Genomic DNA, 16,800 nt, shown 5'->3' with positions numbered 1-16,800 from the left:
CCCTTTAGATCACCCGCGAGAATCGCTGCCTGTTCTGGTGCTCCAGATAGGCATCGAACACCATGCACACCGAGCGCACCAGCAAGCGCCCGGCCGGCAATACGCGAATGCCGTGGGCATCCAGTTCGATCAGGCCGTCGGCGGCCATTGTCTCCAGCTGTGGCCATAGTTCGTCGAAATAGCCGCGAAAATCGATGTTGAAGGCCTGTTCAATCCGCTCGAATGCCAGGCTGAAGTTGCAGATCAACTGCTGAATCACTTCCCGGCGCAAACGATCATCCGTGGTGCAGACCAGGCCACGGCTGGTGGCCAGTTGCGCCCCGGCGAGGGCGTTCTGGTAGTGATTGAGGTCACTGCTGTTCTGGCAATACAGGTCGCCGATCTGGCTGATTGCTGAAACCCCCAGCCCAATCAAATCGCAATGCCCGTGGGTGGTGTAGCCCTGGAAGTTACGCTGCAGCGTGCCTTCTTCCTGAGCCACGGCCAGTTCGTCATCCGGCAGGGCAAAGTGGTCCATGCCGATGTAACGGTAGCCGGCACGGGTCAACTGTTCGATGGTGGTTTGCAGCATCAGCAGTTTTTCTGCCGGCGAGGGCAACTCGTCGGTGTTGATGCGCCGCTGCGGCATAAAGCGCTCGGGCAGGTGCGCATAGTTGAACACCGACAGGCGATCCGGTTGCAGGTTGATCACTTCTTCGACGGTGCGCGCAAAATTCAGCGGCGTTTGCTTGGGCAGGCCGTAGATCAGGTCGATATTGATCGAGCGAAATTGCAAGGTGCGCGCCGCATCGATCACTGCACGGGTTTCTTCCAGGCTTTGCAGGCGGTTGACCGCACGCTGCACCTCGGGGTCCAGGTCCTGCAGGCCGATGCTTACGCGGTTGAAGCCCAGTTCGCGCAGCAACCCCATGGTCGCCCAGTCGGCTTCGCGCGGGTCGATCTCGATGCCATAGTCACCGGAATCATCATCGAGCAAGTTGAAGTGCTGGCGCAGGCGCGTCATCACCTGGCGCAGTTCGTCGTGGCTGAGAAAGGTTGGGGTGCCACCGCCGAAGTGCAGTTGCTCCACGGGCTGTTTCGGGTCGAGGTGGCAAGCCACCAGCTGGATTTCCTGCTCCAGGCGTTGCAGGTAGGCCTGGGCACGGCCACGGTCTTTGGTGATGACCTTGTTGCAGGCGCAGTAATAGCAGATGTTTGCGCAAAACGGCACATGCACATACAGCGACAAGGGCCGTACGGCCTTGCGGCTGTCGCGCAGGGCGTGGAGCAGGTCGAAAGTGCCGACCTGGCTGTCGAATTGTACAGCGGTGGGGTAGGACGTGTAGCGCGGCCCCGCCAAGTCGTAGCGGTGAATCAGATCTGTGTCCCAACGAATGGCGTCGAGCATGCGGGCGGTCCCCCGAATTGGCTAGTGGGCCGAGTCTAGGGGCGCGTCGCAGGTGCCATCTTGATTTGCATCAACGGGGAGCGGCGCTATGCCACATGGCGATTTAATGGCCCATTAGCCAATGTTGATGCGGGCCTGGCAGCGTCCATACCCCAAACACAATCACCAGCACGCCACCGGCCACACGCACGCTGCGTTTGCGCAGCAGCGCGGTGACACGTTCTGCCGCCAAGCCAGTGGCCAGTAGCACGGGCCAAGTTCCAAGCCCGAAGGCCAGCATCAGCAAAGCACTGTCCAGCGCATTACCCTGGCTCGCCGCCCATAGCAGCGTGCTGTAGACCAAGCCGCATGGCAACCAGCCCCACAGCGCGCCCAGCAATAATGCGCGTGGCAGGCTGGACACCGGCAGCAAACGGTTGGCGACCGGCTGTATATAGCGCCACAGGCCGCGCCCCAGGCTTTCGATGCGGGTGAGGCCGCTCCACCAGCCCGCCAGGTACAAGCCCATGCTGATCAGCAACAACCCGGCGAGCACGCGCATGAACATCGCCGCCGGGCTGTTGGCCACTGCCCAGCCGGCCAGGCCGATCAGTAACCCGGCGGCGGCGTAGCTGAGGATGCGCCCCAGGTTGTAGGCGAGCAGCAGGCGAAAACGGCGGCTGCGTTGTTCCTTGGGGATTGCCAGCGTCAGCGCACCCATCAGCCCGCCGCACATGCCCAGGCAATGGCCGCCGCCCAGGAGCCCGAGGATCAAGGCCGAAACCAGCAGTGGCGCCAGCTCAAGCATGGGGCGGGTCTTTGGGCGGTTGTTCGGCCCGGTTGGCTTCGTCGACACCCGCCAGGTGGTTCGGGTCCTGGTCGTCGAACAGCACGCTGTGGGCCGGGCCGTCGAGGTCGTCGTACTGACCGCTGTCCACCGCCCAGAAGAAAATGTAAATGGCCACGCCGACTAACAGCAGCGCCGCCGGAATCATCACGTAAAGAGCTGGCATCGGTACTCCAGGCCCACGCGGCTCAAGCCGGCAGCGGGCGGGTTACTAGGGTGGCACTGTTTACTGGCGGGCTCGGCAGGCGAGTCAGGCGCAAGGCGTTGAGCACCACGATCAACGAGCTGAGCGACATGCCGATCGCGGCCCAGATCGGCGTGATCCAGCCGAGGGCGGCAAACGGCAGCATAAGGCCATTGTACAGCCCGGCCCACAGCAGGTTTTCGATGATTACTCGCCGTGTACGTCGCGCCAGGGTAAACGCCTGCACCAGCGCGTCGAGGCGGTTGGACAGCAGCACGGCATCGGCGCTGGTTTTTGCCAGGTCGGTGGCCGAGCCCATCGCCACGCTGATATCGGCGGCGGCGAGCACGGGCACATCGTTGACGCCGTCGCCGAGCATCAGCACCTTGCGGCCTTGCTTGTGCAGCTGTTGCAGCACCTGCAGTTTGTCGTCGGGGCGCAAGCCGCCTTTGGCCTCGTCGATCCCCAGCTCCAGCGCCACACTGGCGACCATCGGCGAGCTGTCGCCCGACAAGAGCAGCGTGCGCCAGCCTCGCGCTTTGCACGCGGCCAGCAGGGCGGGCGCATCGCTGCGCAGGCGGTCATCGAGCACGAACCAGGCGAGGGCGCCTTCATGATCGCCCAGCAGCAACCATTGGCCTGCTTCGTCCGGCGAGGCGGGAATCGCGCAGCCGCTCAATTGGCATACAAAACCCGGTTGGCCGATGCGCAATTGACGCTCGCCCACGCGACCTTCCAGGCCTAAGCCTTGGAAGCTCAGGACTTCCTCGGCAGCCAGCGGCGCACGCCCGAAGGCGCGAGCAATCGGGTGCTCGGAGCGGTTTTCCAGCGCGGCGGCAAGGCCCAGGCAGTCGTCGCTGTTCAACGAGCTTAGAGGACGGATGGCACGCAGGGCCAGGCGGCCTTCGGTGAGGGTGCCGGTCTTGTCGAAAATCACTGTGTCTATCTGGTTCAGGCCTTCCAGCACATGGCCGCGGGTCAGCAGCAACCCGAGTTTGTGCAGTGTGCCGGTGGCGGCGGTGAGCGCGGTCGGTGTGGCCAGGGACAACGCGCAAGGGCAGGTTGCCACCAGCATCGCCAGCACAATCCAGAACGCACGTGATGCGTCCAACTCCCACCACAGCAGGCCGATCAGCGCGGCCGCGATCAGCGAGCACAGCAGAAACCATTGCGCAGCGCGATCAGCGATTTGCGCCAGGCGCGGCTTCTCGGCTTGGGCGCGTTCCAGCAGGCGCACGATGGCAGACAGGCGGGTGTCATGCCCCAAGGCGCGCACCTCGACGCTCAGCGCCCCTTCGACGTTGAGTGTGCCGGCGGTGACCGCATCGCCGACGTTGCGCGGCTGCGGCAGGTATTCGCCGGTGAGCAGGGATTCATCAATGCTCGACTGGCCGTCGAGAATCACTCCATCGGCCGGCAGCACGGCGCCGGGATGCACCAGCACGCGGTCGCCCACGGCCAATTCGCTGAGCAGGATGCGCTCGCTCTGACCGTCGCCTTTAAGCCGTAAGCATGACGCGGGCAACAGGTTGACCAGTTGTGCGGTGGCGGCTGCGGTGCGTTCCCGCGCCCGGCGTTCCAGATAGCGCCCGGCGAGCAGGAACAGCGCGAACATGCCCACCGCGTCGAAGTACAGCTCGCCAGTGCCGGTAATGGCGGTCCAGATGCCCGCCAGGTACGCGCCGCCAATCGCCAGGGACACTGACACGTCCATGGTCAGATGGCGTGTGCGCAGGTCGCGCAGTGCACCTTTGAAGAACGGCGCACAGCTGTAGAACACGATGGGCGTAGTCAGGAACATCGCCACCCAGCGCAGGATCACATGCAACTCCGGGCTCAGGTCGATATTGAATTCCGGCCAGGTGGCCATGGTCGCCATCATCGCCTGGAACCACAGCAGCCCCGCCACGCCCAGTTGGCGCAAGGCTCGGCGGTTTTCGCTGGCCAATTGCTCGGCGGCGCGATCGGCCTGGTAAGGGTGGGCGGCATAGCCGATATGGCGCAGCTCGGTGAGCACCTGGCTCAGCGGCAATTGGCCGTCGGCCCAGCGCACGTGCAGGCGGTGGTTGGACAGGTTCAGTCGCGCCTCGGCCACCGCGGGCAGGCTGCGCAGGTGTTTCTCGATCAGCCAGCCACAGGCGGCGCAGCTGATGCCTTCCATCAACAGGGTGGTTTCGGCCAGATCGCCCTCGTGACGCACAAAGGGTTTTTGCACGTCGGCGCGGTCGTACAGCGCCAGTTCGTCGACCAGTTGCACCGGCAGCGCCTCGGGGTTGGCCGAGGCTTCGCTGCGGTGTTGGTAATAGCTTTCCAGCCCACCGGCCACAATCGCCTCGGCCACTGCCTGGCAGCCTGGGCAGCAGAGTTCGCGGCGCTCGCCGAGGATGTCGGCGGTAAACCGGCTGCCGGGCGGGACGGGCAGGGCGCAGTGGTAGCAGGGGGTTGGGCTGGTCATGGTGTGAAATCTATATCGGCTGGGAGGGCCTCATCGCGGGCAAGCCCGGCTCCCACAGGAGACCGCGATCCACTGTGGGAGCGGGCTTGCCCGCGATGCGCGAAGCGCAAGGGTTTTACTTTTTCAGGTCTTCGGCACCCTGCAACGGTTCATCACCCAACAGCAAGTCCTTGTCGTGGCTGACCTCTTCTTCTTCGAACAGGCGCCAGGTCTTGTCGCCCTCTACGCCGAGCAATTCCACAAAGCGCCGGCCCTCTACCTTGTCGGTGACCTGGCCGATGTAGCGGCCGGGTTCGCTGTCGCTGCGGGTCAGGTTGATCTTGCGATCCTTCTGCGGCTGGGTCGGGGAAATCAGGTTCAGCTCAAGGGTATTGGGGTTGCTGTAGCCGCTGAGTTGCAACTCGACTTCACCGGTGAGTTCGTCCAGGTGCAGCTTGCCGCGCAATTGCAGGGTCTGGGCCAAGCGTTCACGGTCCAGGGAGCGGTTGATGCCTTTGCCGGCCTCGTAGTAGTTGTCGTTGACCAGGTTGTCCGGGTTCTTCACCGCAATGGTCACCATGGACAAGGTCAAGGTCACCGAGCAGGCCAGGATCCCGATGATGATCCAGGGCCAGAGGTGCTTGTACCAAGGGCTTGCGGCAGTAGCTGCGGGCATTGTTGTGCTCTCTTTTAATTAGCGGACTTGTGGGCCGATGAATCGGCTCTTGGCTTCAATGTGGACGCTGTCGTCATCGGCATCCCTGAGGATGAATTTCACCTCGTTGGTGCTCGACGGCAGTTGCTCAGGGGCGCTGGACAGCTCTACCGGCATGCTGAAGATTTCCCCGGCGGCGACCTTGATCTCGCGGCGGCCTTGCAGCTTGAGGTCGGGCAGGCCCGAAGCGTCGAGCACGTAGGTGTGGTCGCGCTGGTCCTTGTTCATGATCTTCAGGCTGTAGACGTTTTCGATGCGGCCTTCGGCGTTTTCGCGGTACAGCACGCGGTCCTTGCTGACGTCGAAGCCCACCAGCGAGCGCATGAAAAATGCACCGGCCAACAGGCCGATCATCGCCAGCAGCACCAACGCATAACCGATCAGGCGCGGGCGCAGCTTATGGGTTTTCTGCCCGGACAGGTTGTGCTCGGTGGTGTAGCTGATCAGGCCGCGTGGGTAGTCCATTTTGTCCATGATGTTGTCGCAGGCGTCGATACAGGCGGCGCAACCGATGCACTCGATTTGCAGGCCGTCGCGGATGTCGATGCCGGTCGGGCACACCTGCACGCACATCGTGCAATCGATGCAATCACCCAGGCCCTGGGCCTTGTAGTCGGTGCCTTTTTTGCGCGGGCCACGCACTTCGCCGCGGCGCGGGTCGTAGGACACGATCAGGGTGTCTTTGTCGAACATAACGCTCTGGAAACGCGCGTACGGGCACATGTAGATGCACACCTGTTCGCGCAGCCAGCCGGCGTTTCCGTAGGTGGCCAGGGTGAAGAAACCGACCCAGAAATACGACCAGCCATCGGCCTGACCGGTGAAGAAGTCGAACACCAGTTCGCGAATGGGCGAGAAGTAGCCGACGAAGGTCATGCCGGTGGCAAAGCCGATCAACAGCCACAGCGTGTGCTTGCTGAATTTACGCAGGAATTTGTTCGCGCCCATGGGCGCCTTGTCGAGCTTGATACGCTGATTGCGGTCGCCTTCGGTGACCTTCTCGCACCACATGAAGATCCATGTCCATACGCTTTGCGGGCAGGTATAGCCGCACCACACACGCCCGGCATACACGGTGATAAAGAACAGGCCAAACGCCGCAACGATAAGAATGCCCGAGAGCAGGATGAAATCCTGGGGCCAGAAGGTCGCACCAAAAATAAAGAACTTACGCTCCGGCAGGTTCCACCACACCGCCTGGTGACCGCCCCAATTCAGCCACACGGTGCCGAAGTAGAGCAGGAACAACCCGGCACCACCGAGCATGCGCAGGTTGCGGAACAGGCCGGTGAAGGCACGGGTGTAGATTTTCTCTCGCGACGCGTAGAGGTCCACGCTGTTATTCGAATTTTTGGCAGGCGGGGTAACGTCATGTACCGGTATCTGGTTGCTCATCATTGCATCCCACGGCGGTGGAGATTTGCCTCGGCCAGTACGTGCCAACCGGGGTCAAATTAAGGGTGTTGCAGTGGCCTGATGATACGCCCCCGATGGCCTGCAAAGGGTGCGACCTTTGGTCGCGTTGGGGGAAATCAATTGATGGTGTACGTGATCTGGATCAATTGACTTGGCAAGTATGGATGGTTTTTGCAGGTAAGGCGGTCATTCGTCCCACGGATTAATCAGGGGCACGCCGCTGGACCGGAAGTCATTGACGTTGCGCGTAACAACGGTCAGCCCATGAACCAGCGCGGTAGCGGCGATCAGCGCATCACTTTCATTGGCTCGATCCAGAACATGCAAATGCGCACAACGCAGTGCAACCGCAGCGTCAACCGGCAGGATCCTGGCATCGAAAGCCGGCATCACATGGCGTTTCAGCCAGGTCCGCAAAACCTTCCCTTGCGCCGGGTCTCGACGCTCGATGCGCAAGACTCCGGTTTCCAACTCTTTCAACGTAATGGCCGAGATAAACATGCGCGGGGCGATAACGCTTTTTGCCCAGGCGACCACTCTGGCGTCAGCCTGAGGTTTGCGAAGTTCAGAGATTACGTTGGTGTCGAGTAGATACATTCAAGAAAGGTCCACGGGTCGATGAGTGATTACGGCACGTTCGGTTTCAAAGTCGATATCGGCCGCCTCCGGCATCACCAGCAGGTCAACGATGTCGGCATTGAGGCCTGTCAGTTTTTGGTAGTCCTCAATGCTTAGCAGTACATGGGCAGGCTTGCCGCGGTCAGTGATAAAAACCGGGCCTTGGCGCGCGGCTTTTTTGGCACCGCTTGTGTCTTGGTTGAATTCGCGGCTGGAAATGGTCGTGATGGTCATGGGGCGGCCCCCTTCGGTGGATAGGATGTAGTTACGTTACTACTCTGCGGTGGGGCGCTGCAAGCCTGGGTCTACGAGCGGTAGCGCATTCCTGCCTGGAAAGGATCAATTTACTTGTGAAGTCTGGACGGTTTGGCCGGTAAGCGTCAGTTCGCCGGGAGAAATCGATAGAGGGGCACCTGCTCCATCAATATCTCATGGCATTGGGAGTGCACTGTCAGAGTGGTGATATTCGCGTAGAGGTTTGCTGGAGTGTAACGAGATTTATTTATTGGGAACCAACGTTTTGTTTTTGGTGATTAGTCAGAGCTTGCAAAAGTTTCTGAAGAGATTTTTCAGGTGCTTTCAGTGCTTCAGTCGAATGCGTGGATCCGCTTAATACGCAGGTTTTCTATTGGGGTACTTAACTTAAATGATGAGGGTTATATGGACGCAATTCTTGCTACAGGATTCAAAACTTTGTTGGCTGATCATGCGCCGCTGCTGAGCGGTGATGCAAAGGGGGGGGCTGTTACACCCTTTAGGGATTGGAGCGATAAAGAAATCAGCACGCAACTAGCAGGAAACTTTGATAAGTTTGAGGATCCTGAGAACAAAGGATTTATCACGCTAAAATCACTCAAGCAGGCTGCTACCGATCCTGCTCGTTCTGGTCTGTCTTGGGACGATTCCATGTTGGCTCAAGAGATCCTCGATCGCCCAGAGCTTATGCATAAACTCGATGCCGATGGCAAAGGAAACGTTGATGGTAAAATTGACAAGCAGAGTATTCAAAATGTCATTAACCCCAAGCGAGCGCAGAAGGGTGTGATATCCGCTGGAGTTTCTGATACAAGTGTGAGACCGTTTGGTTTGCATACCCTCCCTCATAAGCTTGATATTTGAGCTCGCATAATCTCGCCTGTACATTAAATTGTTTGGTGTGGTTCGACGTGTGAGTCGCGGTATGTTGTCAAACCCCGCCTGAACTAAAGCAGGTGGGGTTTCTGCGTGTCACCATCGTTGATGATAAGTGTGAACGTGATGAAAATAACGCTCCGTTGGTTTTGTTAGGGTAATACCTGGTCTAATGTGATTGGTGTTGCAGGTAACAACGCTAAGTTCATGAACTCGCGGCGTCGCCGCCCTGGTGGCGAGGGTGCTAGTTCCCTCACCACCGGTGACTTTGCGCTCTTTCTATTTAGTAAGTGCCTGAAGAAAAGTTTTCACGTATTTTTAGTGCGCGTTTTTTTGGTGAAGGCCATGCTGGACAAGGGCTTCAGCCCTGATCCACTGATCCACTGATCAGCTAAATGCGAAAATCTCTATCCGGGCACTTAGCTGAGCAGCAGGGGGGGTTGTATTTTTCAGGTTTTATTGCGCCTCTGGCACTTTATCCTCATGGGACAAGCTGTAAACATACGCCGCTAGCAAATGCACCTTGTCATTGCCTTGCAGCAACTCCTGCGCCGGCATTTGGCCTTGACGGCCATAACGGATGGTTTGCTGCAGTTGCGCAAAGCTCGAACCGTAAATGAATGCACCCGGGTGGGTCAGATCCGGCGCGCCCATGGCTGGGGTGCCCTTACCGGCCGGGCCGTGGCAGGCTACGCAGTTGGCGGCGAAGAGTTTCTCGCCGTTGGCTACGTCGGCCTTGGCGCCTTCCGGAAGTTTGCGGCCATCGAGGTTGGTCACCACAAAGCCCGCCACGTCGGCCACGCCTTGTTCGCCAATGACCTCGGCCCAGGCCGGCATAACCGCGTGGCGGCCTTTCATGATGGTTTCCTTGATGGTGGCCGGCTCGCCACCCCAGCGCCAATCGGCGTCGGTCAGGTTGGGGAAACCATAGGCGCCTTTGGCGTCGGAGCCGTGGCACACCGAGCAGTTGGAGGCGAACAAACGGCCGCCCATCTTCAAGGCTTGCGGGTCTTTGGCGACTTCTTCAATCGGCATCGCGGCGAATTTGGCGAAGATCGGGCCGAACTTGGCGTCCGACTTGGCCATCTCCTTTTCCCATTCGTGCACGCCGGTCCAGCCGGTCTGGCCGTTGGCGAAGGGGGTTTGCTTGTCATTGTCGAGGTAGTTGTAGCCCGGCAACAGGCCTTTCCAGTTGCCCAGGCCGGGGTACAGCGCCAGGTAGCCAAGGGCGAAGATGATGGTGCCGACAAACAGCATGAACCACCATTTTGGCAGCGGGTTGTCGTACTCCTCGATGCCGTCGAACGAGTGGCCGACGGTCTCGTCCGTTTGTTCGGTGCGCTGGCCCTTGCGGGTCGACAGCAGCAGCCAGGTCAGGGCGAAAATGGTACCCAGACTGAGGACTGTGACGTACAGACTCCAGAACGTAGTCATTCTTTGTTACTCCTAGAAGCTTGCTCGACGTGCTTGATGGCCTCGGGATCATCTGCAAAGGGCAGCATGGTCGCGTCGTCAAACTCCGACTTGCGGCGCGGGCTGAACACCCACAGCGCCAGGCCGACAAAGGCCACCATCACCACAACGGTGCCCAGGCCACGAATCATCCCGATATCCATGAAGATCACCGTTTGCTTTTGATGATGGTGCCAAGGCCTTGCAGGTAGGCCACCAGTGCGTCCATTTCGGTCTTGCCCTTCACGGCAGCGGCTGCACCGGCGATGTCTTCATCGGTGTAGGGCACGCCCAGGGTGCGCAAGACTTCGAGCTTCTTGGCGGTGTCCTTGCCGTCGAGCTTGTTTTCCACCAGGAACGGGTACGCCGGCATTTTCGACTCTGGCACCACGTTGCGCGGGTTGTACAAGTGCGCGCGCTGCCAGTCATCGGAGTAACGCCCGCCGACACGGGCCAGGTCCGGGCCGGTACGTTTGGAGCCCCACAGGAACGGGTGGTCCCACACGCTTTCACCGGCCACCGAGTAGTGGCCGTAGCGTTCGGTTTCTGCACGGAACGGGCGGATCATCTGCGAGTGGCAACCCACACAGCCGTTGGCGATGTAGACGTCGCGGCCTTCGACTTCAAGGGCGGTGCGCGGCTTCATGCCTTCGACCGGCTTGTTGGTCACGTCCTGGAAAAACAACGGAACGATCTGGGTCAGGCCGCCGATACTCACGGCGATGACCATGAAGAAGGCCAGCAGGCCGATATTCTTCTCGACTACTTCATGCTTCATCAGTGAGCTCCCACAACGGCGATCTTGGCGGCGGCTTCGGCTTCTACCGGGTCGGAAGCACGCACAGTGCGCCAGACGTTGTAAGCCATCAGGAACATGCCGGAGGCAAAGAATGCACCGCCCAGTGCGCGCACGATGTAACCCGGATGGCTGGCTTGCAGCGCTTCGACGAAGGAGTAGGTGAGGGTGCCGTCATCGTTGATGGCACGCCACATCAGGCCCTGGGTGATGCCGTTGACCCACATCGAGGCGATGTAGAGCACGGTGCCGATGGTGGCCAGCCAGAAATGCGCGTTGATCAGCCCGACACTGTGCATCTGCACGCGGCCGAACAGTTTGGGGATCATGTGGTACAGCGCGCCGATGGAAATCATCGCCACCCAGCCCAGCGCCCCGGCGTGTACGTGGCCGATGGTCCAGTCGGTGTAGTGGGACAGCGAGTTGACCGTCTTGATGGCCATCATCGGCCCTTCGAAGGTCGACATGCCGTAGAACGCCAGCGATACCACCAGAAAGCGCAGGATCGGGTCGGTGCGCAATTTATGCCAGGCGCCCGACAGCGTCATCATGCCGTTGATCATGCCGCCCCAGCTTGGGGCCAGCAGGATGATCGACATGGCCATGCCCAACGACTGCGCCCAGTCCGGCAGTGCGGTGTAGTGCAGGTGGTGGGGACCGGCCCAGATGTACAGGGTGATCAGCGCCCAGAAGTGCACGATGGACAGGCGATACGAATAGATCGGGCGTTCGGCCTGCTTGGGCACGAAGTAGTACATCATCCCCAGGAAACCGGTGGTGAGGAAGAATCCCACGGCGTTGTGGCCGTACCACCACTGGATCATTGCGTCGGTCGCCCCGGCATAGGCCGAGTAAGACTTGAACCAGCTCACCGGCAAGGATGCGTGGTTGACGATGTGCAGCATCGCCGTCACCAGGATGAAGGCACCGTAGAACCAGTTGCCCACATAGATGTGCTTGGTCTTGCGCTTGACGATGGTGCCGAAGAACACCACCGCGTAGGTCACCCAGACGATGGCGAGCAAAATCGCGATCGGCCATTCCAGCTCGGCGTATTCCTTGGTGGTGGTGTAGCCCAGCGGCAGGGTAATGATGGCGCCGAGGATTACGGCTTGCCAGCCCCAGAAGGTGAAGGCGGCGAGGCCATCGGAGATCAGTCGCGTCTGGCAGGTTCGCTGCACGACATAGTAGGAGGTGGCAAATAGCGCACAACCACCGAAGGCAAAAATCACCAGGTTGGTGTGCAGCGGGCGCAGGCGGCCGAAGGTCGTCCATGGCAAACCGAAATTCAATTCCGGCCAAACCAATTGCGAGGCGATGAACACCCCGAGCCCCATGCCAAGGATCCCCCAGACCACCGTCATGATGGCGAACTGGCGGACTACCTTATAGTTATAAGCAGTCGGACTGATTGCTGTGCTCATTCTAAGGTTCCACGGTTTAGGTTTTTTTATAGGTAAAATCGGCCGCAAGTATGGAGAAAGCGAGGGGCCATTGCAACGCAATGACTGACCTGTATCAATGCGTTCCGAGCCAGATTCTGCGCCCTTTCCATGTTTTGCGTAGGGACAAAATCGGAAATGGAAAGCTGATCAAGTGGACAGGAATTTTCAGGGGCGCAACGAATACCGTCGCGTAGGCCAGGATTGGTCCACTGTGGGAACAAGCGTAGACCCGAAAGTGAGGAGGGGAAAGTTGGACTTGGGAAGGGTGCGACACTTGGCCGCGAGGTGAACCTGTGGCGAGGGAGCTTGCTCCCGCTGGAGTGCGTAGCGCTCCCAGGATTTTGGGGCCGCTTCGCAGCCCAGCGGGAGCAAGCTCCCTCGCCACAGGTCAGCAGTTACTCAGGTTGGCTTTCTGGCGTTGCGCCATCAGCGTTATGGGACAGGCTGTACACGTACGCCGCCAGCAGGTGCACCTTGTCATTGCCTTGCAGTACCTCCTGCGCCGGCATCTGCCCTTGGCGCCCGTGGCGGATGGTCTGCTGCAACTGGGCCAGGCTGGTGCCGTAGATAAAACCGGCGGGCTCGGTCAGGTTCGGCGCGCCCATCGGCTCCATGCCGTGGCCTTGTGGGCCATGGCACGCCACGCAGGTGGTGTTGAACGCGGCCTGGCCGGCCACCAGGTCGGCGGTGTTGTCGGCCGGTAATGGCAGCTTGGCCAAGTCATGCCGCACATAAGCGGCGACGTTCTTCACGCCGTCTTCACCGAGGATTTCACCCCAGGCCGGCATCGCCGCATGGCGCCCGCTCATGATCGTCGCCTTGATCGCTTCAGCCGAGCCGCCCCAGCGCCAGAGGTTGTCCGCCAGGTTCGGGAAGCCATACGCGCCCTTGGCATCCGAGCCGTGGCACACCGCGCAGTTGGAGGCGAACAGGCGCCCACCCATTTTCAGCGCCTGCGGGTCTTTGGCCACTTCCTCCACCGGCATGGCCGAGAATTTGGCGAAGATCGGCCCGAACTTGGCGTCCGCCCTGGCCATTTCCTTGTCCCATTCCTTGGTCTGGGTCCAGCCGTCTTCATAGCCCGGCAATACGCCTTTCCAGTTGCCCAGGCCCGGGTAGAGGATCAGGTAGCCGACCGCAAACACCAGGGTGCCTGCGAACAGCATGAACCACCACTGGGGCAGCGGGTTGTCGTATTCCTCGATGCCGTCGAAGGCATGGCCCATGGTCTGGTCCACGCTGCCTTTGGTCTCGCCCTTGCGGGTGCCGACCAACAGCCAGGTCAGCCCGATCAGGCTGCCGAGGGTCAATACGCAGATCCATGTACTCCAAAAGGTAGTCATGGCTGGGTGCTCCTTGTTGCAGGCTCTTCTTGAGCGTCGGATGGGGAAGGTTCATCGGCAAACGGCAGCAGGCGGGCCTGCTCGAAGTCCGCATTGCGCCGGTTGTTGAACACCCACAGCGACAGGCCGATAAAGGCGATGGCGACCACCAGCGTGCCAAGGCCGCGGATGGTGCCCGCATCGAATTCAAATCCCATGGCTCACCTCTTGCTCTTGATGGCAGTGCCGAGCACTTGCAGGTACGAAACCAGCGCGTCCATCTCGGTCTTGCCCTTGAGGCTGGCGACGGCGCCACTGATGTCGTCGTCGGTGTACGGCACGCCGAGGGTGCGCATCACTTTCAACTTGGTCTCGGTGTGGCTGCTGTCGACCTGCGCGGTGACCAGCCAGGGGTAGGCCGGCATTTTTGACTCCGGCACCACGTTGCGCGGGTTGTACAAGTGCGCGCGGTGCCAGTCGTCCGAGTAGCGTGCGCCGACGCGCGCCAGGTCCGGCCCGGTGCGCTTGGAACCCCACAGGAACGGGTGGTCCCACACGCTTTCGCCGGCTACCGAGTAGTGGCCGTAGCGCTCGGTTTCGGCGCGGAACGGGCGGATCATCTGCGAGTGGCACTGCACACAGCCTTCGCGGATGTAGATATCGCGCCCTTCCAGTTGCAGTGCGGTGTAGGGCTTCATGCCTTCGACCGGTTTGTTGGTGACGTCCTGGAAGAACAGCGGGACGATCTGGGTCAGGCCGCCGATGCTCACGGCAAGCACCATCAGCAGCATCAACAGGCCGACGTTCTTTTCAATCGTTTCGTGTTTCATCATCGACTCCTCAGGCCATCTGCGCCGCAGCGGTGACTTCGGCAGGTTGCGCCGAGCGCACGGTGCGCCAGGTGTTGTAAGCCATCAGCAACATGCCGCTGAGGAAGATCGCACCGCCCACCAACCGCACGATGAAGCCAGGGTGGCTGGCCACCAGGGTTTCGACGAAGGAGTAGGTCAAGGTGCCGTCTTCGTTGACCGCACGCCACATCAGGCCCTGGGCAATGCCGTTGACCCACATCGAAGCGATGTAGAGCACGGTGCCGATGGTGGCCAGCCAGAAGTGCGCGTTGATCAGGCCAAGGCTGTACATCTGCTCGCGGCCGAAGATTTTCGGGATCATGTGGTACAGCGCGCCGATGGAAATCATCGCCACCCAGCCGAGGGCGCCGGCGTGTACGTGGCCGATGGTCCAGTCGGTGTAGTGGGAGAGGGCGTTGACCGTCTTGATGGCCATCATCGGCCCTTCGAAGGTCGACATGCCGTAGAAGGCTAGAGAGACCACCAGGAAGCGCAGAATCGGGTCGCTGCGCAACTTATGCCAGGCGCCCGAGAGGGTCATCATGCCGTTGATCATGCCGCCCCAGCTGGGTGCCAGCAGTACCAGCGACATCACCATGCCCAGCGACTGTGCCCAGTCCGGCAGCGCGGTGTAGTGCAAGTGGTGGGGGCCGGCCCAGATGTACAGGGTGATCAGCGCCCAGAAGTGCACGATGGACAAACGATAGGAATACACCGGACGTTCGGCCTGCTTGGGCACGAAGTAATACATCATCCCCAGGAAGCCTGCGGTGAGGAAAAAGCCTACCGCGTTATGCCCATACCACCATTGCACCATGGCATCCGTCGCACCGCCGTAGAGGGAGTAGGACTTGGTCAGGCTGACCGGGATTTCCAGGTTGTTGACGATATGCAGGATGGCCACGGTGATAATGAACGCACCGAAGAACCAGTTGCCCACGTAGATGTGCTTGGTGTTGCGTTTCATCACCGTGCCGAAGAACACGATGGCGTAGGCCACCCAGACAATGGTGATGAGGATGTCGATCGGCCATTCCAGCTCGGCGTATTCCTTGGAGCTGGTGTAACCCAGCGGCAAGGTGATCGCGGCCAGGAGGATGACCAACTGCCAGCCCCAGAAGCAGAACGCGGCGATTTTTGGCGCGAACAGCTGCGTCTGGCAGGTACGCTGCACCGAGTAGAACGAGCTGGCGAACAGCGCGCAGCCACCGAAAGCAAAGATCACCGCGTTGGTGTGCAGCGGGCGCAAACGGCCGAAGCTGGTCCAGGGCAAATCGAAATTGAGTGCAGGCCAAACCAATTGGGCGGCGAGAAAAACCCCGAGCCCCATGCCGACGATGCCCCACACCACCGTCATAATGGCGAATTGGCGGACCACCTTGTAGTTATAGGCGGTACTTAAAGTAGTGTTCATGGTTCCCCATCCACGGTTCAACCCAAGCAAATGCGGCACTTGGGCTGGAGTTATAGGCAGACTAAAAAGCGAGGCAAGCATGGGCAAAGAGCACAAGGCCAGTATTGACGGGGATCAATGGGCGCAGTGTGTGCGCGAGCGAGGCTGGTTGTGGGATGCCGCGACCGTGGCTATCGCACGCAAACCTGTGACGCTGATCCTGGCTCACGGCGCCGGTGCACCGATGGACTCATCCTTCATGAACGACATGGCTGCACGCCTTGCCGGGCATGGTGTGAACGTGTTGCGCTTCGAGTTCCCGTACATGGCTCAACGCCGCGTGGACGGCGGTAAACGCCCGCCGAACCCGGCGCCGAAACTGCTCGAATGCTGGCGTGAGGTGTATGCCGAGGTGCGACGTCATGTCGCTGGGAAGCTGGCGGTTGGCGGCAAGTCCATGGGTGGGCGCATGGCCAGTTTGTTGGCCGATGAGCTGGGGGCTGACGGGCTGGTGTGTTTGGGTTATCCGTTTTATGCGGTGGGCAAGCCGGAAAAACCTCGGGTCGAACATCTGGCCGGGTTGAAGGTGCCGACGTTGATTGTGCAGGGCGAGCGCGATGCGCTGGGTAATCGGGCGGCGGTGGAGGGGTATGTGTTATCGCCGAGCATCGACGTGATGTGGCTGGTGGCGGGGGATCATGATTTAAAGCCGTTGAAGGCTTCGGGGTTTAGTCATGAGCAGCATTTGGAGGCGGCTGCGGTGAAGGTGGCTGAGTTTTTGGGCGTTCACTGAAACCGTGGCGAGGGAGCTTGCTCCCGCTGGGCTGCGC

Annotated in this window: 18 protein-coding genes; 2 read left to right on the top strand and 16 right to left on the bottom strand. The window is 60.4% G+C overall.

What is annotated here, in order from left to right:
* Nucleotides 1–4 precede the first annotated feature (4 nt).
* From hemN to PSH96_RS21090, 8 genes are all read right to left on the bottom strand, one after another.
* The gene (hemN, locus tag PSH96_RS21125) at nt 5–1,387 is read right to left on the bottom strand and encodes an oxygen-independent coproporphyrinogen III oxidase (RefSeq protein ID WP_236369627.1); all 1,383 of its coding nucleotides are present in this window, start codon (nt 1,385–1,387) and stop codon (nt 5–7) included.
* Between the two features lie 103 nt (nt 1,388–1,490).
* Nucleotides 1,491–2,174 carry a sulfite exporter TauE/SafE family protein gene (locus PSH96_RS21120; RefSeq protein ID WP_305454869.1) on the bottom strand — a complete coding sequence of 228 codons (684 nt, stop codon included), beginning with the start codon at nt 2,172–2,174 and terminating at the stop codon, nt 1,491–1,493.
* The gene (ccoS, locus tag PSH96_RS21115; RefSeq protein WP_017134806.1) at nt 2,167–2,379 is read right to left on the bottom strand and encodes a cbb3-type cytochrome oxidase assembly protein CcoS; all 213 of its coding nucleotides are present in this window, start codon (nt 2,377–2,379) and stop codon (nt 2,167–2,169) included. Before ccoS ends, PSH96_RS21120 begins: the two co-directional genes overlap by 8 nt.
* A 22-nt stretch (nt 2,380–2,401) precedes the next feature.
* Entirely contained in the window at nt 2,402–4,852 is a 2,451-nt protein-coding gene (locus PSH96_RS21110) for a heavy metal translocating P-type ATPase (RefSeq protein ID WP_305454865.1), read from the bottom strand.
* 115 nt (nt 4,853–4,967) lie between these two features.
* Entirely contained in the window at nt 4,968–5,507 is a 540-nt protein-coding gene (locus PSH96_RS21105; protein ID WP_305454863.1) for a FixH family protein, read from the bottom strand.
* 18 nt (nt 5,508–5,525) lie between these two features.
* Entirely contained in the window at nt 5,526–6,941 is a 1,416-nt protein-coding gene (gene ccoG / locus PSH96_RS21100) for a cytochrome c oxidase accessory protein CcoG (protein WP_305454861.1), read from the bottom strand.
* A 207-nt stretch (nt 6,942–7,148) separates the two neighbouring features.
* Nucleotides 7,149–7,559 (bottom strand): type II toxin-antitoxin system VapC family toxin, encoded by a 411-nt coding sequence (locus tag PSH96_RS21095; RefSeq protein WP_305454859.1) that lies wholly within the window; start codon nt 7,557–7,559, stop codon nt 7,149–7,151.
* Complete coding sequence (locus PSH96_RS21090; protein WP_010208555.1) at nt 7,560–7,814, bottom strand: type II toxin-antitoxin system Phd/YefM family antitoxin; 255 nt, start codon at nt 7,812–7,814, stop codon at nt 7,560–7,562.
* 426 nt (nt 7,815–8,240) lie between these two features.
* Between PSH96_RS21090 and PSH96_RS21085 the strand changes: the two genes are divergently transcribed.
* A complete protein-coding gene (locus tag PSH96_RS21085; RefSeq protein WP_305454857.1) occupies nt 8,241–8,699 on the top strand; it encodes a hypothetical protein in 459 nt (152 codons plus the stop codon).
* 468 nt (nt 8,700–9,167) lie between these two features.
* On the opposite strand, the gene ccoP (PSH96_RS21080) is transcribed toward PSH96_RS21085, so the two are convergent.
* The 8 genes from ccoP (PSH96_RS21080) to ccoN (PSH96_RS21045) all read right to left on the bottom strand — a co-directional run bounded on the left by ccoP (PSH96_RS21080) (nt 9,168) and on the right by ccoN (PSH96_RS21045) (nt 15,991).
* Nucleotides 9,168–10,145 (bottom strand): cytochrome-c oxidase, cbb3-type subunit III, encoded by a 978-nt coding sequence (gene ccoP, locus PSH96_RS21080; protein WP_305454855.1) that lies wholly within the window; start codon nt 10,143–10,145, stop codon nt 9,168–9,170.
* On the bottom strand, nt 10,142–10,327 hold the full coding sequence (locus PSH96_RS21075; RefSeq protein ID WP_005790274.1) for a CcoQ/FixQ family Cbb3-type cytochrome c oxidase assembly chaperone: 186 nt from the start codon (nt 10,325–10,327) through the stop codon (nt 10,142–10,144). The genes ccoP (PSH96_RS21080) and PSH96_RS21075 overlap by 4 nt, the downstream gene beginning before the upstream one ends.
* Before the next feature lie 5 nt (nt 10,328–10,332).
* Complete coding sequence (gene ccoO / locus PSH96_RS21070; protein ID WP_056861521.1) at nt 10,333–10,941, bottom strand: cytochrome-c oxidase, cbb3-type subunit II; 609 nt, start codon at nt 10,939–10,941, stop codon at nt 10,333–10,335.
* A complete protein-coding gene (ccoN, locus tag PSH96_RS21065) occupies nt 10,941–12,383 on the bottom strand; it encodes a cytochrome-c oxidase, cbb3-type subunit I (protein WP_138814388.1) in 1,443 nt (480 codons plus the stop codon). The genes ccoO (PSH96_RS21070) and ccoN (PSH96_RS21065) overlap by 1 nt, the downstream gene beginning before the upstream one ends.
* Nucleotides 12,384–12,799: 416 nt before the next feature.
* Nucleotides 12,800–13,747, bottom strand: a complete 948-nt coding sequence (gene ccoP, locus PSH96_RS21060; protein ID WP_305454852.1) for a cytochrome-c oxidase, cbb3-type subunit III — start codon at nt 13,745–13,747, stop codon at nt 12,800–12,802.
* Entirely contained in the window at nt 13,744–13,944 is a 201-nt protein-coding gene (locus PSH96_RS21055) for a cbb3-type cytochrome c oxidase subunit 3 (RefSeq protein WP_056861518.1), read from the bottom strand. The genes ccoP (PSH96_RS21060) and PSH96_RS21055 overlap by 4 nt, the downstream gene beginning before the upstream one ends.
* 3 nt (nt 13,945–13,947) lie before the next feature.
* Entirely contained in the window at nt 13,948–14,556 is a 609-nt protein-coding gene (gene ccoO, locus PSH96_RS21050; RefSeq protein WP_034108140.1) for a cytochrome-c oxidase, cbb3-type subunit II, read from the bottom strand.
* Nucleotides 14,557–14,566: 10 nt separating this feature from the next.
* Nucleotides 14,567–15,991, bottom strand: coding sequence for a cytochrome-c oxidase, cbb3-type subunit I (ccoN, locus tag PSH96_RS21045; protein ID WP_065929839.1), 1,425 nt, complete (start codon nt 15,989–15,991; stop codon nt 14,567–14,569).
* A gap of 79 nt (nt 15,992–16,070) precedes the next feature.
* Here ccoN (PSH96_RS21045) and PSH96_RS21040 point away from each other — a divergent pair, with 79 nt between their 5' ends.
* Nucleotides 16,071–16,763 carry an alpha/beta family hydrolase gene (locus tag PSH96_RS21040; protein WP_305454849.1) on the top strand — a complete coding sequence of 231 codons (693 nt, stop codon included), beginning with the start codon at nt 16,071–16,073 and terminating at the stop codon, nt 16,761–16,763.
* Nucleotides 16,764–16,800 lie beyond the last annotated feature (37 nt).

This window comes from Pseudomonas sp. FP2338 (assembly GCF_030687515.1).
Taxonomy (GTDB): Bacteria; Pseudomonadota; Gammaproteobacteria; order Pseudomonadales; family Pseudomonadaceae; genus Aquipseudomonas; species Aquipseudomonas salomonii.
This window is presented reverse-complemented; position numbering and strand designations above follow the sequence as displayed.

Bases quoted from the DNA above. Each gene is read 5' to 3' on its own strand.
- PSH96_RS21055 (WP_056861518.1), bottom strand. From the start codon at position 13,944: ATGGGATTTGAATTCGATGCGGGCACCATCCGCGGCCTTGGCACGCTG.
- PSH96_RS21095 (WP_305454859.1), bottom strand. From the start codon at position 7,559: ATGTATCTACTCGACACCAACGTAATCTCTGAACTTCGCAAACCTCAG.
- PSH96_RS21075 (WP_005790274.1), bottom strand. From the start codon at position 10,327: ATGGATATCGGGATGATTCGTGGCCTGGGCACCGTTGTGGTGATGGTG.
- ccoO (WP_056861521.1), bottom strand. From the start codon at position 10,941: ATGAAGCATGAAGTAGTCGAGAAGAATATCGGCCTGCTGGCCTTCTTC.
- ccoN (WP_065929839.1), bottom strand. From the start codon at position 15,991: ATGAACACTACTTTAAGTACCGCCTATAACTACAAGGTGGTCCGCCAA.
- ccoG (WP_305454861.1), bottom strand. From the start codon at position 6,941: ATGAGCAACCAGATACCGGTACATGACGTTACCCCGCCTGCCAAAAAT.
- PSH96_RS21040 (WP_305454849.1), top strand. From the start codon at position 16,071: ATGGGCAAAGAGCACAAGGCCAGTATTGACGGGGATCAATGGGCGCAG.
- PSH96_RS21120 (WP_305454869.1), bottom strand. From the start codon at position 2,174: ATGCTTGAGCTGGCGCCACTGCTGGTTTCGGCCTTGATCCTCGGGCTC.
- ccoP (WP_305454852.1), bottom strand. From the start codon at position 13,747: ATGACTACCTTTTGGAGTACATGGATCTGCGTATTGACCCTCGGCAGC.
- PSH96_RS21110 (WP_305454865.1), bottom strand. From the start codon at position 4,852: ATGACCAGCCCAACCCCCTGCTACCACTGCGCCCTGCCCGTCCCGCCC.
- hemN (WP_236369627.1), bottom strand. From the start codon at position 1,387: ATGCTCGACGCCATTCGTTGGGACACAGATCTGATTCACCGCTACGAC.
- ccoO (WP_034108140.1), bottom strand. From the start codon at position 14,556: ATGAAACACGAAACGATTGAAAAGAACGTCGGCCTGTTGATGCTGCTG.
- ccoP (WP_305454855.1), bottom strand. From the start codon at position 10,145: ATGACTACGTTCTGGAGTCTGTACGTCACAGTCCTCAGTCTGGGTACC.
- PSH96_RS21105 (WP_305454863.1), bottom strand. From the start codon at position 5,507: ATGCCCGCAGCTACTGCCGCAAGCCCTTGGTACAAGCACCTCTGGCCC.
- ccoN (WP_138814388.1), bottom strand. From the start codon at position 12,383: ATGAGCACAGCAATCAGTCCGACTGCTTATAACTATAAGGTAGTCCGC.
- PSH96_RS21090 (WP_010208555.1), bottom strand. From the start codon at position 7,814: ATGACCATCACGACCATTTCCAGCCGCGAATTCAACCAAGACACAAGC.
- PSH96_RS21085 (WP_305454857.1), top strand. From the start codon at position 8,241: ATGGACGCAATTCTTGCTACAGGATTCAAAACTTTGTTGGCTGATCAT.
- ccoS (WP_017134806.1), bottom strand. From the start codon at position 2,379: ATGCCAGCTCTTTACGTGATGATTCCGGCGGCGCTGCTGTTAGTCGGC.